This is a genomic window from Rhizobium arsenicireducens, from assembly GCF_964021225.1.
Genome location: NZ_CAXHYK020000001.1, coordinates 2,742,560 through 2,756,692 on the forward strand (window position 1 = coordinate 2,742,560; position 14,133 = coordinate 2,756,692).

At 62.2% G+C, this 14,133-nt stretch carries 16 protein-coding genes and 1 tRNA gene; 7 read left to right on the plus strand and 10 right to left on the minus strand.

Annotation, left to right across the window (positions count from 1 at the left end; genetic code table 11):
• Nucleotides 1–3 precede the first annotated feature (3 nt).
• Nucleotides 4–1,575 (plus strand): glycogen synthase GlgA, encoded by a 1,572-nt coding sequence (glgA, locus tag ACWPVA_RS13675; protein ID WP_454288211.1) that lies wholly within the window; start codon nt 4–6, stop codon nt 1,573–1,575.
• A gap of 201 nt (nt 1,576–1,776) precedes the next feature.
• On the opposite strand, the gene ACWPVA_RS13680 is transcribed toward glgA, so the two are convergent.
• Nucleotides 1,777–2,052, minus strand: a complete 276-nt coding sequence (locus tag ACWPVA_RS13680) for a hypothetical protein (RefSeq protein WP_454288212.1) — start codon at nt 2,050–2,052, stop codon at nt 1,777–1,779.
• 116 nt (nt 2,053–2,168) lie between these two features.
• On the opposite strand from ACWPVA_RS13680, the gene ACWPVA_RS13685 reads away from it, so the two are divergent.
• Nucleotides 2,169–2,444, plus strand: a complete 276-nt coding sequence (locus ACWPVA_RS13685; RefSeq protein ID WP_454288213.1) for a hypothetical protein — start codon at nt 2,169–2,171, stop codon at nt 2,442–2,444.
• Between the two features lie 25 nt (nt 2,445–2,469).
• On the opposite strand, the gene ACWPVA_RS13690 is transcribed toward ACWPVA_RS13685, so the two are convergent.
• On the minus strand, nt 2,470–2,703 hold the full coding sequence (locus ACWPVA_RS13690; RefSeq protein ID WP_454288214.1) for a hypothetical protein: 234 nt from the start codon (nt 2,701–2,703) through the stop codon (nt 2,470–2,472).
• A gap of 128 nt (nt 2,704–2,831) precedes the next feature.
• Nucleotides 2,832–4,514 carry a sensor histidine kinase gene (locus tag ACWPVA_RS13695; RefSeq protein WP_454288215.1) on the minus strand — a complete coding sequence of 561 codons (1,683 nt, stop codon included), beginning with the start codon at nt 4,512–4,514 and terminating at the stop codon, nt 2,832–2,834.
• A 247-nt stretch (nt 4,515–4,761) separates the two neighbouring features.
• Between ACWPVA_RS13695 and ACWPVA_RS13700 the strand changes: the two genes are divergently transcribed.
• Nucleotides 4,762–5,739, plus strand: a complete 978-nt coding sequence (locus ACWPVA_RS13700) for an SDR family oxidoreductase (RefSeq protein WP_454288216.1) — start codon at nt 4,762–4,764, stop codon at nt 5,737–5,739.
• A 74-nt stretch (nt 5,740–5,813) separates the two neighbouring features.
• Nucleotides 5,814–6,080, plus strand: coding sequence for a BON domain-containing protein (locus ACWPVA_RS13705; protein WP_454288217.1), 267 nt, complete (start codon nt 5,814–5,816; stop codon nt 6,078–6,080).
• 115 nt (nt 6,081–6,195) lie between these two features.
• Here ACWPVA_RS13705 and ACWPVA_RS13710 read toward each other — a convergent pair whose 3' ends face one another.
• Together ACWPVA_RS13710 and ACWPVA_RS13715 are read right to left on the minus strand one after the other, a co-directional pair.
• Complete coding sequence (locus tag ACWPVA_RS13710) at nt 6,196–6,441, minus strand: hypothetical protein (protein WP_454288218.1); 246 nt, start codon at nt 6,439–6,441, stop codon at nt 6,196–6,198.
• Between the two features lie 104 nt (nt 6,442–6,545).
• Nucleotides 6,546–7,796, minus strand: coding sequence for a polysaccharide deacetylase family protein (locus tag ACWPVA_RS13715; protein ID WP_454288219.1), 1,251 nt, complete (start codon nt 7,794–7,796; stop codon nt 6,546–6,548).
• On the opposite strand from ACWPVA_RS13715, the gene ACWPVA_RS13720 reads away from it, so the two are divergent.
• Genes ACWPVA_RS13720 through ACWPVA_RS13730 form a run of 3 tightly spaced genes read left to right on the plus strand, consistent with a single transcriptional unit; the run spans nt 7,768 to nt 12,077 of the window.
• The gene (locus ACWPVA_RS13720) at nt 7,768–8,769 is read left to right on the plus strand and encodes a glycosyltransferase family 2 protein (protein WP_454288220.1); all 1,002 of its coding nucleotides are present in this window, start codon (nt 7,768–7,770) and stop codon (nt 8,767–8,769) included. The genes ACWPVA_RS13715 and ACWPVA_RS13720 overlap by 29 nt on opposite strands.
• A 35-nt stretch (nt 8,770–8,804) precedes the next feature.
• A complete protein-coding gene (locus ACWPVA_RS13725) occupies nt 8,805–10,319 on the plus strand; it encodes a lipopolysaccharide biosynthesis protein (protein WP_454288221.1) in 1,515 nt (504 codons plus the stop codon).
• A gap of 6 nt (nt 10,320–10,325) precedes the next feature.
• Nucleotides 10,326–12,077, plus strand: coding sequence for an alpha/beta fold hydrolase (locus ACWPVA_RS13730; protein WP_454289593.1), 1,752 nt, complete (start codon nt 10,326–10,328; stop codon nt 12,075–12,077).
• 82 nt (nt 12,078–12,159) lie between these two features.
• Here the strand turns inward: ACWPVA_RS13730 and ACWPVA_RS13735 are convergent.
• The 5 genes from ACWPVA_RS13735 to ACWPVA_RS13755 form a co-directional block, all read right to left on the minus strand.
• Nucleotides 12,160–12,235 (minus strand) — tRNA-Phe (locus ACWPVA_RS13735).
• 202 nt (nt 12,236–12,437) lie between these two features.
• Nucleotides 12,438–12,650, minus strand: a complete 213-nt coding sequence (yacG, locus tag ACWPVA_RS13740; protein ID WP_454288222.1) for a DNA gyrase inhibitor YacG — start codon at nt 12,648–12,650, stop codon at nt 12,438–12,440.
• A gap of 3 nt (nt 12,651–12,653) precedes the next feature.
• The gene (locus ACWPVA_RS13745) at nt 12,654–13,274 is read right to left on the minus strand and encodes a Maf-like protein (protein WP_454288223.1); all 621 of its coding nucleotides are present in this window, start codon (nt 13,272–13,274) and stop codon (nt 12,654–12,656) included.
• 34 nt (nt 13,275–13,308) lie between these two features.
• Nucleotides 13,309–13,527, minus strand: a complete 219-nt coding sequence (gene infA, locus ACWPVA_RS13750; protein ID WP_004435948.1) for a translation initiation factor IF-1 — start codon at nt 13,525–13,527, stop codon at nt 13,309–13,311.
• A gap of 122 nt (nt 13,528–13,649) precedes the next feature.
• Entirely contained in the window at nt 13,650–14,129 is a 480-nt protein-coding gene (locus ACWPVA_RS13755) for an arsenate-mycothiol transferase ArsC (protein ID WP_454288224.1), read from the minus strand.
• Nucleotides 14,130–14,133 lie beyond the last annotated feature (4 nt).

Genomic DNA, 14,133 nt, shown 5'->3' on the forward strand with positions numbered 1-14,133 from the left:
GCGATGGGACCGACCCCCGCCACCCCGTTTCCTTCGGCCCCTCAATTCATTCCGGCATCTCGAGAGAGCGTCCGCCCCTCCGAGCCTACGGGCGTTCGATCATCCGTTCCTGCCCGTCCCCGCCTCAGCGTTCTCGCCGTTGCCTCCGAGATCTATCCTCTGGTCAAGACTGGCGGTCTGGCGGATGTGACCGGCGCCCTGCCAAAGGCCCTGTCCGCCTTGCGAATCGACACGCACAGCCTCGTGCCTGGATATCCTGCGCTGCTGGGTCCCGCCCGACGGCACCCGCCGCTGATGGAGTTCGACAACCTGCTTGGCGAGCGTGCCACGCTGCGCCATCTCGAAATCGATGGCCTCAGCCTTCTCGTGCTGGACGCGCCGCAACTCTACGACCGCGACGGCGGGCCCTATGTCGATCCGAACGGCGCGGACCATTCGGACAACTGGAAGCGCTTTGCCATCCTGTCGCTGGCCGCCGCGGAAATCGCGGCCGGCGTGCTTCCCGGATGGCAGCCGGATATCGTCCACACTCACGACTGGCAGACGGCGCTGACCTCGGTCTACATGCGCTCGCTCGGCTGTGACGTGCCCGTCGTGCTGACGATCCACAACCTGGCGTTCCAGGGCCAGTTTTCCGCCGACGTACTCGGCGCCATCGGCCTGCCGCCCGGTGCCTACAGCCTCGACTGCATGGAATACTACGGCGACATCAGCTATCTGAAGGGCGGGCTGATGACCGCGGACCAAATCACGGTCGTCAGCCCTACTTATGCGCGCGAAATCTTGACGCCGACCTTCGGCATGGGCCTGCAGGGCGTATTGAGAAAAAGATCGGACCATTTGCTTGGCATCGTCAACGGCATCGATCAAGACGTCTGGAATCCGGTCAACGATCCCCATCTGGCTGTGCCCTATGACACCCGATCGATCCAGTACAAGAGGCGAAACAAGCCCGCGCTACTCGCCCGCTTTCAACTGGAACCCGGCGAAGGGCCGCTGTTCTCGGCTGTCAGTCGCCTTACCTGGCAGAAGGGGATGGACCTGCTGGCGGAAGTGGCGGACGAGATATTCCATGCAGGCGGAAGACTGATCGTACACGGCCAGGGCGACCATGAGATAGCGGCGGCGCTCCAGCGAACAGCGGACCGTCATCCCGGGAAGATGGCAGTGGCAATAGGCTATGACGAGCCGACAGCTCACCTGATCCACGGCGGTTCGGACGCCATCATCCAGCCATCCCGATTCGAACCCTGCGGTCTGACCCAGCTCTATGCTTTGCGCTACGGTTGCGTGCCGGTGGTTTCACGTACGGGCGGGCTGTCCGAGACAATCATCGATGCCAATGACGCGGCACTCTCCGCGCGCGTCGCGACCGGCTTCCAGTTTCATCCGGTAACCGCAGAAGGACTGCGCCATGCGATCCGTCGTGCCTGTGCGGCCTACCGCCATCGCAGTCACTGGTCACGGCTCCAATTACAGGCGATGCGCGCCGACTATTCGTGGGATCGCAGCGCCGAAAGCTATGCGGCGCTCTATCAGCGGCTCGCTTCAACTGTACCCAACAGCCTGACCTGATCCGCAGATGCCGGATGCAGCAAAGCCCGGCAGATTGCCGGGCTTTGGCAGGCAACTATCGGTGGGCCTCACTTGGTGGTCCTGCCGGCTCCTTCACCCGACCTTCAACACCGGTCGGTCTGGGGTGTTGGATCTCGATCAATTGCCTTCACAGGCACGCAGTCTGTGGCGCGGCCACCGCAGATCCGCAGCATGGTCTTGTCATCTCCATAGCTCCTTGGCAGGATTGTCAAAGGGCTCGGGCTGACGCGCCGCCAGACTTCTTTCCAAGTCTACGACGTCCTCGCAATCTGCGGGTACCGGGTCGCCGGCGATCGCTTCAAGCACTTCGGGCTTCAACGCACCATGGCGGATCGCCCATTTCAGCGTCTCGCGCGTCTGACGCTCGGCTTCCAGCTGCGCATACAGCGCAATGATCAGCCGATCACGGGGATCGGGATGCCGTCGCCAGCGCGGCGGCCGAACTGTCTCGGTCACGGTGAAACCTCCAGAAGGTCTTTTGTTTTGCGAGAGTAAGAACTTTTCCGCCGCGTCATTGTTCCCTTTTGGTGGCGCCTGGCCCACGATGAGGCGTCCAAGCTCAGGAGCGCGAGATGACAGATATCGCCAGACAGGAGATTGAAGGCAGACTTAACGCCCACAGGGAGATCCTGGTTTCTCTGCTTGCAGCGGCAATGCTCGGACCGGAGACCGTTTCCGGCCTGATACGAAACCTGGAGCAAGAGATGCTGCCGAAGGACGGCGCCGAAGATCCCGGCCTGACGCCCTCAGCAGGCTTTGCCTCCGGGGCGGAAAAGGCGGACGAGATCCGGGCGATACTGACAACAGCAAGTGAACGAGCCGAAGCCCTTAGGCGCATCGGCGCCTGAGTGCCCGGGCTATCGCCGCCGCCGATCATTCTGGAGCAGAACGGTCCGTCGGGTCATAGTTGACGTCCCAGTCCTTGGGCGGATTTTTCTTGCCCGGCGGCCACTTGTTCACCGTGGCATCGTCGGAGCCGGTGATGGCAGTCGGCTTGGCGCTTGCCACGCCATCGTTGTCGCCGCCATGTTGCGTGCCGACGAATTGCGGCGCCGCGTCCGTGCGAATATCGCCGGCGGCATCGTAGGTGTAGGACTTCTTGGGCATGGGAACCTCGCATCGATCCATGGATCGTCTCGTGATTGACAAGTCGCGCCGTCGTCGGCGCCTACTGTCAAACCGACGAGCAGGGGCAAAGGTTCCTTGTGGGGAAAGCCGAAACCCTGGCAGTGGTGCTAATGCTCGCCGTGAGCCTGCGGATTCTCGATGGCTGAAAGCGGCGCACTCAGGGTCCAGCGCAGTCCTGTGTCCTCGAAGTCTATGACCACTCTTCCGCCAAAGGCCGAGGCCGCGTGACGCTCAATCACCGTCGTGCCGAAACCCTGCCGTGACGGCTTCACCACCGGCGGACCGCCCGCCTCGATCCAGCGCAATTGGAGATTTCTGGCGCCGTCCTCCCCGTCGATAACCACCCATTCGATCAGCACGCGTCCTTCGGCAACCGAGAGCGCACCGTATTTTACCGAATTGGTCGCCAGTTCGTAGAAGATCAGGCCGAGGTTTTGCACGGCATTTGCATTGGCCAACAGATCCTCGCCGCGTGTCTCGATCCGGCTCATCGAGCCCACCACAGCTGATAGCTGCAGTTCAATCACCGTGGACAGCGGAATGCCGCCCCATTGCTGCTTAGCGAGCGCCTCGATGGATTGCGCCAAGCCTGAGAGCCGCCCGCTGACGGCCTTCTGCAGTTCATCCACGCTGTCGGTGCCGCGCGCCAGCTGGCGCAGCATGGCCTGCACGAGGGAGAGGATGTTCTTGGTCCGGTGCACCAGTTCCTGCAGGATAAAATGAATGCGTTCCTCAGATTGGGCACGATCGAAAGAAGCGTTGGACAGCGCTATCGCAACCTGATTGGCCTCGGTGACCTTGGTCATTTCCGGCGAGACGATCTCGCCCTGACCAATGCGCCCTGCCATATTGGCGATCTGACGGATCGATCGCCGTAGCTGTTGCGCTGCCACAAGGACTATGCCCAGGCTCACGGCAAGCAAGGCAAGGCTGCCGTAGATCAGACTCTGCCAGGTGCTGGCTAGCGATGCCTGCGCAGTCGAGACTGGCCCCCATACCGCCACGCGCCAGGGCCAATCTCCGACACGAGCATAGCCGAGCATGGTCTCCTGACCGCCATGGTCAGTGACGGCGCTCTGATTGGAGCCGACCATCAGCTTCACCAGGTGCTCGGGAAACTGGTCTCCCGAAGGAATATTATCCGACCCGCTCGAGACGATGACCTTGTTGTCGACATCGATAACCGCCGCGGACCAGGCGGGCGGCAGGATATCCGTCGATGTCAGGCTGACCAGATCTCCGGCATTCTGTGTCAGGACAAGCGCCGCGCCAGAGGCCGACAACCGGGGCGAAAGTGGCTTGACGACGTTGAAAACCCACTGCCGGCTCGTTGCACCGAAGAAGATGCCGGATGCCTCGATGTTGCCGGAGGCAAGAACGGCGTTGAGCGTCTTGAGATCCGTCATCCGCTGCAAGGGTACGCCAAAGGGGACCCGGGTGTTGAGCTTCTGGTTGCCCTCTTTATCGACCAGCAGAACGTAAAGCGAGCCTGTGCCGAGGCTCGACGCGGTGCGCTGGTGGAAAGCTCTAAGGTCACCGGCGTTGAGTTCGGCTGCACCCGCCAGAAGTCGGAGCGTCGTCTCCATATCTGCGAGCTTGCGCTCGAAATTGCGGCCGATGGTCTGGGCGTCCTGCGCCGCCTCCTGGCGCAATGCTTCATATTCGCTTCGCTCCAGCTGCCACAGCAAGAAGATCACGAAGCCGAGCAGCGGCAGAGTCGCCAGGATCGCCATGGCGACCAGATATGCCCCGATCGAGGCGGTGGGAAAGAACCGCGAGAGCCTACCCATCCCTGTATAGGATCCTCATCGAAACGAGGAATGAGCGCTGACCTTCAACAATTTCCATGGTCCGCCTCCCTCACTCAGAGTCTCTATCCTCTTGAGCAATATCGCATGTTCCCCTCGCTGCCAACCGGCGAGAACGTGCCCGGCGGAACAATCGGGCCGCAGGATGGGTTTTGGCTGGACAACGATGAGCCAGGACTGACCATAGCGCCAAGCCCACCCGGCCAACCACGCCGAAAGAGGAGCGACCATGAACAAGGCGACGGACAAGAGTGACAAGGCCGTGAAACGCCAGCGGGACATCCAAAAGGACGTCGCCGCCGACGACGCGCTTGAGACGGCGGAAAAGTCGGATAGCGGCGCGGTGCAGACTGGCGCGCGCCACTATCCCGAACCGCCGTTCCCAAAGCAACACAAGCCAAAGCCAGGCATGGAACAAAGGCTTGATCCGGCGCCGATGTACGACGCGCCGTTCTACAAAGGATCCGGCAAGCTGTCCGGCATGGTGGCCCTGATCACCGGCGGGGATTCCGGTATCGGGCGGGCGGTGGCAGTGCTTTTCGCCCGCGAGGGTGCCGATGTCGCGATTGCCCACCTGGCGGAGGATCGCGATGCCGAAGAAACCCGCAAGGCCGTCGAGGCGGAAGGTCGGCGCTGCCTCGTCAGCCGCGGCGATTTGACTGATCCGGCCTATTGCAGCCAACTTGTCGGGGACGTCGTGAGTACATTCGGCAAGCTGGACGTGCTCGTGAACAATGCCGCCTTTCAGGTGCATTCGAAGCGGATCGAAGACCTGTCGGACGAGCATTTCGATGAGACGATCAAGACCAATCTCTACGGCTATTTTCACGTCACCAAGGCCGCCGTGCCACATCTGAAGAATGGCAGTTCGATCATCAATACCGGCTCGGTGGTGGGCATCAAGGGCAGCGACAACCTGCTCGACTACGCCATGACCAAAGGCGGCATTCATTCCTTCACCCGGTCCCTTGCCGCGAATCTGATCGAGCGTGGTATCCGGGTGAACGCCGTTGCCCCGGGCCCGGTGTGGACCCCCCTCAACCCGTCCGATCGCGAAGCCGAGGATGTCGCCCAGTTCGGCAGCCAGGTGCCGATGAAGCGGCCTGCCCAACCGGAGGAATTGGCACCTGCCTATGTCTTCCTCGCCTCCCCCCAATGCTCGAGCTACATCTCCGGCGAAATCCTGCCCGTCATCGGCGGCTACTGACGAAAAGTGCCCGACGCGCGGAACAAGGCCTCTCCCGGCGCGTTTCCGCGGATTAACGGGCGATGGAGAGGTCAATGGTATTCAAACCGCAGCGTTTTCACGACGAGAAGCCGGTCGTGGAACTCGAACACCGCAATGAAGAACCGCTCGAGACAGCGGTAGCGCGTCAATTGGCCATCTCTCAGGGGATGGACGCGAGCGGGATCTCGGTCACGGCCTCCGGCGCCACGATTTTCCTGTCCGGCAAACTCATGGACGCGGCAGAAATAGACAGGGTGTTGGAGATTGTTCTCGCTGTGCCCGGCGTCGAAAAAATCACCCACGACTTGCAGGTCGATTAGAGAGCGCGGCCAAGCCGTAGCACGCCGAATGGAACCGCTCAGCCGCCACAACGGCTGCAGGCGTCTGTGCTATTCAGCTGGTGGTCGCGACGGGCGATCTGAGGCGCGCCAGTTCCTAGCGCATATCGGCCGCGGAGCTACGCGGCTGATAGAGAACCGCCGTACCAGCAATCGCCAGCATTTGCCCGTCGAGATTTTGTCGTCGCAGCACGAAGGAGCGCCGTTTTGCCACCGTCTGCATGTGGCGTTGCGCTGCCTCGACAGCCATCCGGTAGCTCGGATAGGTCGGCGACTGCACCCCCTCCGAGAGAAAAACCCATCCATATGCATGCGGAACGATGTCGCAATAGACTTCAGCCATGACAAAACTCCTCCCAATTCCGGCAAACGCCCGAGAGCAGCCGATGGTTCCCTCACCACGGCCGATTTCCGGCTTCCCCAAGCACTCGGTCGATTGAACACGCGTCAGGCGCGTGTTGCGACCGGGCTGCCGAACCTCGTTGACATTGCCCGATGCAGGCCGCTGAGGCGGCTGGCAAGAGCTGCCGGGCTTTGCGGCGCATAGCCGACGTCGATACGCGGCAGCAGCTGAGGATGCTCCAGGTGCGCGGCGAACAGATGGCCGGCGCGGGTGGTAAAGCTCGCACGGTACCCGGCCAGGGCCGCCAAATGCGCTTCTCGCTCGCCACAGGCGCCCGGGGTGCCATAGGGATAGGCCAGGTAGCGGACCGGCCGGCCGAGCAGTTCCTCCAGATAGGCTTTGTTGGCCTTGAATTCCTCCAGCACCACCGCCTCATCCAGCCCGGAAAGAAAACGGTGGCTCTGCGTATGGGCACCGATCTCGACCAGAGGATGAGCGGCAAACTCCCGCAGTTCGGCTTCATCCATCGCATATCGCGCCACCAGGGAAGCGATATCGATGCCTTTGGCCGCGAACACCGGCGCCAATGCATCCGCCCGCGTCTGATCGGTGCCGATCCAGCCCGTGACCGTCCTCATGGTCGACATCTTGCTGGCGAGGTCCTCGCACTTGAAACTGCGGCTCATCGCAGGGAGGTCCAGCACGTCGCCGGTCTTGATGATCTCGCGCAAACCCAGCCACCAGGCATAGATGCGGCGTGTGATCATGCCTGTCGGAACGAAGAGCGTCATGGGTGCCTGCGCCCGTTCGAGGACCGGCAGGGCATTCGTGCGATTGTCGCGATAGGCGTCGTCGAAGGTCAGGAGGGCGAAGGGTGCGCTTTCCGGCTCCGCCAGACGGCGAAGCCCCTCGTCTATCGTCACGATGTCACGGCCATCGGCGCGCACGGCATCGATGATCCTGCCCAGTTGGGCTGCGCTGCAGCCGGTCCTCAATTCGGCGTCGACGTCCGGATGGATCTCGTGAAACATCAAGGCAATGCCCTTGCCGCGATAGGCGCGGGCGACAAGCGGGCCAAAACCGGTGCGGTAGGCCGCTTCCTCCGACAATCTGAAGAGCTTCGGCCTGGCTATCGCGGTGAGGCGCCGCGGCAAAGCCGAGATCGGCTCCTGTCGCAGATTGCGCAGTAGGTTCTTAACATTGTTCAGAAAGAAAGACGTCGGCATGAGACTACCCGCGTAAGGATCTGACTGTCTACAACGACAGATATACGGAATCGAAAGAAATGATTCCTTAATATGCCGGTCCTCGAACGGGGTAGTATTAATGACAGATCCACTGGTGTCCGTTGTCATTCCGTGTTTCAACACGAAGGACTGCGTCGTACATGCGGTGCAAAGTGCGCTCGCGCAGCAAGACATAGCGGTCGAAGTCATCGTCGTCGATGATGGATCGACGGACGGGACCGCGGCGGAAGTTGAACGGGCTTTTGCGGGAGATGCACGGGTGCATGTCTTGCGACAGCCGTGCAACATGGGCCCGTCGGCTGCCCGCAATGCCGGCTTTAAGGTCGCGCGCGGTACATGGACGGCCCTGCTCGATTCCGACGACCTCTGGCGCGAGAACCGGCTGCAGCGGCTCTTGATGCATGCCGATGAGGCGGATTTCATTGCCGACAATCTCATGGGCTTCGATGCCGCGGCGGGCGCGGAAACGGGCGCAGTCTACACAGGTTTATCCGATCGCTTTCTCACCATGACGGACTTCCTGCTGCCTTCGGCGCCCGACCGCCACGACTTCGGCTATCTGCAGCCGCTGGTTCGCACCGACTTCATTCGGCAGCATCACATCGCCTACCGCGAGGACGTGAAGGCTGGCGAGGATCTCCTGCTCAACCTGCAGATCCTTGCTGCGGGAGGGAAAGCCTATTATGTCGACGAAGCCCTCTATATCTACACGACGCCGGTCGGCGCCATCAGCAGACTTGCCTCGCCCCATTCCCGCAGCACGGCCGACACGCGCCCGCTCATTGCTGCGCTCGAAGACGTTCGGAGCGAATTCGGGCCTCGCTTAACCAAGGAGGAACGGGAGGCCTTCGAGCTGCGCCTCGCGGATCTCCGTGCCAAGGCGCCGATCGGACGGTTTCACCGCGCCCGGGCTCAGGGCAAGTATCTCGACATGGTCAAGCTTTTCCTGACCGAGCCGGTGCTTCGCCGCAGGGTCATCGGACGATTACTGCGGAGAGCCGAGGGGGATTCGCCACCGCAAGGCAGGCGGAACGAAGCTATCGGCGGAGCGCCTCGGCCTAGGCGCGATTATGATATGTGAACGTCTGCGGATAGCGGACATGCAACAGGATGACCATGGCCACCTTCATAAGTTCGTCGGCTTTCAGCACCCTTGCCGGCATCGCGTCCCTGACGTTCGGTTTTGCGGGAAGCGTGATCGTCGCGCGACTGCTGGGGCCGCAGGGATCCGGCGAAGTCGCCTTTGCGCTGTTCATCGCCATGACCGGCTCCACGCTGGTCGGTCTCGGCATACCGAACCTGCTGTTGCGCTACATACCGACCTATGACCGGCCAGAACATCCCGGCGGCGGCATGGTGCGGGTGCTTCTGCCGTATTTCCTCTTCCCGACAGTTTCTACCGCAGCGGGACTGGTCGGCTATGCGCTGTGGCTGCAGGTCACCAATCACGCCACGGACCACGCACCGTCCACATGGGCGATGACCAGTCTCGTCCTCCTGTCCTATGCGATCGCCAGCCTTTCGGAGAGTGCGGCCCGCGGCCTAAACCGCTTTGCCGACACAACCAGGCTTACGTTGATCGGCTGTCTCGTCCAGGTTCCCTTGATCGCCGTCGGGGGCTATTTCTTCGGTGTCGCCGGCGCCCTTGTCGGACATGTTGCCCGCCACCTTCCGCAAGCCATTGGACTATGGCGCTATGTCGCCCAGAGGCCCGATCCGGGCATCGTCATTACGCCGAAGATGAAGGCCCTCAGCCGGGACAGCTGGTTCTCCGCGGCCGTCGGAATGTTCATCTGGACACGGATGGAGTTCTTTTTCCTGGGCCTCTATTTCGGTACGAGCGAAATCGGGCACTACGCCGCAGGACTGACACTCGCCGGCCTGGTTGTTCAACTTCCGACCCAGATGCTCGGCGGCTTGACCCCCCATATCGGTCGTCATCACGACAAAGGCGATTTCGATCAAATCCGACTGACCTATCACCGGATCATGCGGTGGCTGAGCCTGTTCATCTTTCCCATCTGTTTCGGCGGCGCCGCCATCATGGGCGAGTTGTTGCCGCTCCTGTTCGGATCCGAGTTTCGCGAGGCAGTGCCGATGGCGCAGGTTCTTGTGGGGTTCGCCTTCGTCACCGCCTTTTCCACCGTTCCAACGATCATGATCGGTGCCTGCGAGCGCAGCGGTTTCTTCATCTACGCCTCGCCGATCACCGCCGCCATTTGCATGCTGGCCTTTGCGCTGATCATCCCCGAAGGCGCAGGCCTCGGTTCGGCCTGGGCCCGCACTGGCGTTCACGGCATCTGGCTGGTTTGGCTCATCGGCTTCTGCTGGATGCGCCTGAGCATCCGCCTCAATCTGACGGATCTGCTGCTGATCGCATTCGCCGCGCTTGTCTGTGCTGCGGTGGCCTATGGCATTCTGCAGGAGATCCAGGGCTTTGGCGGCATGCTGCTGGCGGTCGGTTGCGGCGCCCTCGTCTATGCCGTCGCCATTCGCCTGCTCGGGGTCGTACCGCGCAATGATGTCGTTGCACTGGCGACCAATCTTCCCGCCAAGCTCCCACCGCGGCTGTCAGATCTGGTCTATCGCCTGCTGCTGCTGCTTGTTCCCGCCCGCCGCTCGGATGGCTGAAATATGATGCAAACCTTGCCGATTGCCTTCAGCGGATGCGCCGGGCATGTGACTCTGCCGGAAGCGGCCGCCAGGGGGTGGACGGGCATTGTTGTGTGCCGCAGCTGGGGTTTCGACGAACTTTGCACCCGGAAATTCCTCCGATGCCTGGCTGACGCCATGGCTGCCAAGGGATTCCCGGTCCTGCGGTTCGACTATCCGGGCACCGTCGATTCCCTTGACCTCTCCAAGGCCGAAGATCTGGTCTCCTGGACGGATGCGGCCATGGCGGCCTGCGACACGTTGAAGGCCGCGGCCGATTGCCGGAAGGTGGTCGTCTTCGGCCTCGGCCTCGGAGCGCTGATCGCCGAGCGCGCGGCGCGCCGGCGGGACGATGTTGCGGGGCTTATTCTGGCGGCACCGATCGCCAGCGGGAGACAATTCCTGCGGGAAACCGGCCTGCGCGCCAAAGTCATCGTCGAGGGGCTAGGACTTCCCGCCGATGCCTTACCCAGCTCTGAGATATCGATCGCCGGACTGACCCTTTCGCGCGGTATTGCCGATGATCTTCGGACGACCAGTATCGACACGACGCCGCTGCAAAGCCCCCTTCCCTGCCTGATTGCCGCCCGCGCGGCCGCCCCGTCCGACAGCCAACTGGCCGAACGGTTCGGCTCAAGTGGCCTTCCTGTCACTGTGCTCCCCTTCGATGGCTACGAGAAGCTGATGGAGGACCCCACCGCGTCTGTCGTGCCGCAAGATCTGATCGAGCGGATCGCCGAGTGGTGTTCGGCGACATTCCCGCAAGATGGGACTATCGAACGCGCGTCGCCTTCTCCTCTCCCGGAAAGGCAGCTCGCAGGCGACGGATTCACGGAAGAGGGGATCGTCTTTCGAGCCGAGGCACCGCTCATGGGTATATTGTGCCGGCCTATTTCCTCAGATCCGGCGGCGTATGACGACAGGGTCGCGGTCTTTCTCAACTCCGGCTACGACCACCACGGCGGCTGGGCCCGATGCTGGGTCAATACTGCGCGCGCGCTCGCCCGCCTCGGTATCCCATCCCTGCGTTTCGACCTTTCGAATATCGGCGACAGCCCGGCGCGTGCCGGCGAGCCGCAACAGGTCCTCTATACGGAAGGACCGATCCGTGACATCTCGGATGCGCTGGACTATCTCGATGCCGCCTGCCCCGGATCATACATGCTCATTGGTCGGTGCAGCGGCGCCTATAGCGCATTCCACGCCGGACACCGGGATACCCGCGTGACGGCGCTCGCGCTGATCAACCAGTTGCGCCTCATTTGGGATCCGGAGGAAAGCCTGATTGACGTGGCCCGGATGGGCCCCCGACCGGTCGCTGAATACAAGCGGCGGCTGACCGACCCGAAGACCTTCAAGCGCCTCATCGCAGGAGAGATCAGTATCCGCGGCGTCCTGCGCGGCCTCTCCATTCACGTGGTGTCGCGGCTGTCGCATGCCCTGGCCCCGGCCTTTCCGAAAATGACCAAATACGGGCGATTTCGCGCCGAATGCCACAGGATTTTTCGCGATCTTGACCGCCGACAGGTCGCGATGAATTTCCTCTGCAGCGATCGCGACGAGAGCCTGGAACAACTCGCTCTCTATTTCGGCAAGGATCGGGTTGGGCTTGGCAAGTACCAACATGCGCGTGTCGACATCCTGCCGGACGCAGATCACAATATCACACCGCTCCCCGCTCAGCGAGGCATGCAGCAGTGGCTGTGCGATCTCGTCACACGGACACCGCAAGCCTGACCATTGACCGTGGCGAGAGGAACTGACCCATGGGGTGGGACTGCTCCTAATTGTGCCTGACCTGGTCGAAAATTGATAAAAATGGTGCCCGGAGGCGGATTTGAACCACCGACACGCGGATTTTCAATCCGCTGCTCTACCAACTGAGCTATCCGGGCATCAGGCTCTTTTCAAAGCCATCCGGCGGGGTTTCCGACCGGCGGGGGATAAGTTTCCCCCGGAAGCGAGGGCGTTATAGCATCTTGTTTCGGCATGTCCAGCGCCTTTCGGCACTTTTTTGACAGCTTTGCGAAAACACCCGAAACGCCAATCAATTGAAAGGCTTCCGACAGGCTGGCCTTGCCCCTGTCGGGGACAGAATCAGTCGCGATCCTCACCCTCGGCCTTCGATTCGTCCTCGACGACGGGGATGGCATAGGCGCCTTTGAGCCAGCGCGACAGGTCGAGATTGCGGCAGCGCTCGGAGCAGAAGGGATAGTGCTCGCGTTGCGAGGGCCTGCGGCATTCCGGGCACGGACGGGCCTTGCGCAGCGGTTCCACCTTGGCGGTTCGTCCGTTATCCACCTCGGCCATGGCTCAGCCCTCCGTCCAGCCGGACTGCACGGAGAACCCCTCGCCGGTGAGCAGTTGCAGCGTCTCGAGCAGGGGCAGTCCCACAACATTGGTGTAGGAGCCGACGAGTTTCTGCACGAAGGAGCCGGCAATGCCCTGGACGGCATAGCCACCGGCCTTGCCGCGCCACTCACCCGAGGCAAGATAGCTTTCGATGTCGAGTCCGGACAAGCGCTTGAAGCGCACCTTGGTCTCAACGACCTTGTGCCGCACGGTGCCGCCCGGCGTGATCAGGCAGACGCCAGTGAAGACCCAGTGGCTGCGGCCCGAAAGCAGATGCAGCGCCGAGGAGGCTTCCTCGAGATATTCCGCCTTGGGCAGGATGCGGCGGCCGACGGCGACGACGGTATCGGCGGCGACGACATAGCTGTGGTTCCAAGCCGGGTCATGGCGAATCTCGTCATGGGCGGCCTGGGCCTTGTCGGCCGAGAGGCGGCGTGCCAGCGAGCGGGGATGTTCCGACTTCTTGGGCGTCTCGTCGAGATCCATCGGCATCAGGCGCGCGGGTTCTATCCTCACCTGCTTCAGCAGGTCGAGGCGGCGCGGCGACCCGGACGCCAGTATCAGCTTCTGTCTCAGTTCCATCGACCCTCTCGCAGCCTCAGTCGGTAGCCGGCGACTACTTGAAACGATAGGTGATACGGCCCTTGGTCAGGTCATAAGGGGTCATTTCCACCAGAACCTTGTCGCCGGCGAGCACGCGGATACGGTTCTTGCGCATGCGGCCCGCGGTGTGAGCGATAATCTCGTGCTCGTTTTCCAGCTTCACCCGGAACGTCGCATTGGGCAGCAATTCGGTGACGACGCCGGGAAATTCGAGGACTTCTTCTTTTGCCATTGAGCGGTTGTCTTTCTTGGATGTTGGCCGGGATCCCCGATCCGGGGCCCGAAAATGTGGGCGGAAACTACACAATCACCACGGTTTTGTGAACCTTGTAGATCGGGCTTTTCGAATTTGTTTCAAACACTCGCCTGCGAAGGGCTTTCCCGGGACGCGAGGCGCTCCTCGATCAGCCGTTTCAGCCGGTCGCGCACTTCGCGATAGGCACCGAGGATCTGCTCGCGCGTGCCAGTCGCCACCGTCGGATCGGGCATGGGCCAGTAGACCACCTCGACCGCGGAGGAGCGGGTGAGTTCCAGCGCCGCATGATGCGCCTCCGGTGCCAGCGTGACGACCATGTCGAAATAGTCGTCCTCGAGCTCGTCCAGCGTCTGCGGCTGGCGCCTGCCGAGCGACAAGCCGATCTCGTCCAGCACGGCATCGACAAAGGGGTCGCGCTCGCCCGCCCGAACGCCAGCCGAGGCGAGATAGGTGCCGGCCGGCAAGAGCGTCCTGGCGATCACCTCCGCCATCGGCGAGCGGATCGCGTTCATGCCGCAGACGAACAGGATAGCCCCCGGCAGACGCCCATGGGTCTCAAGATCCGCGTCCGTGGCCATCAGG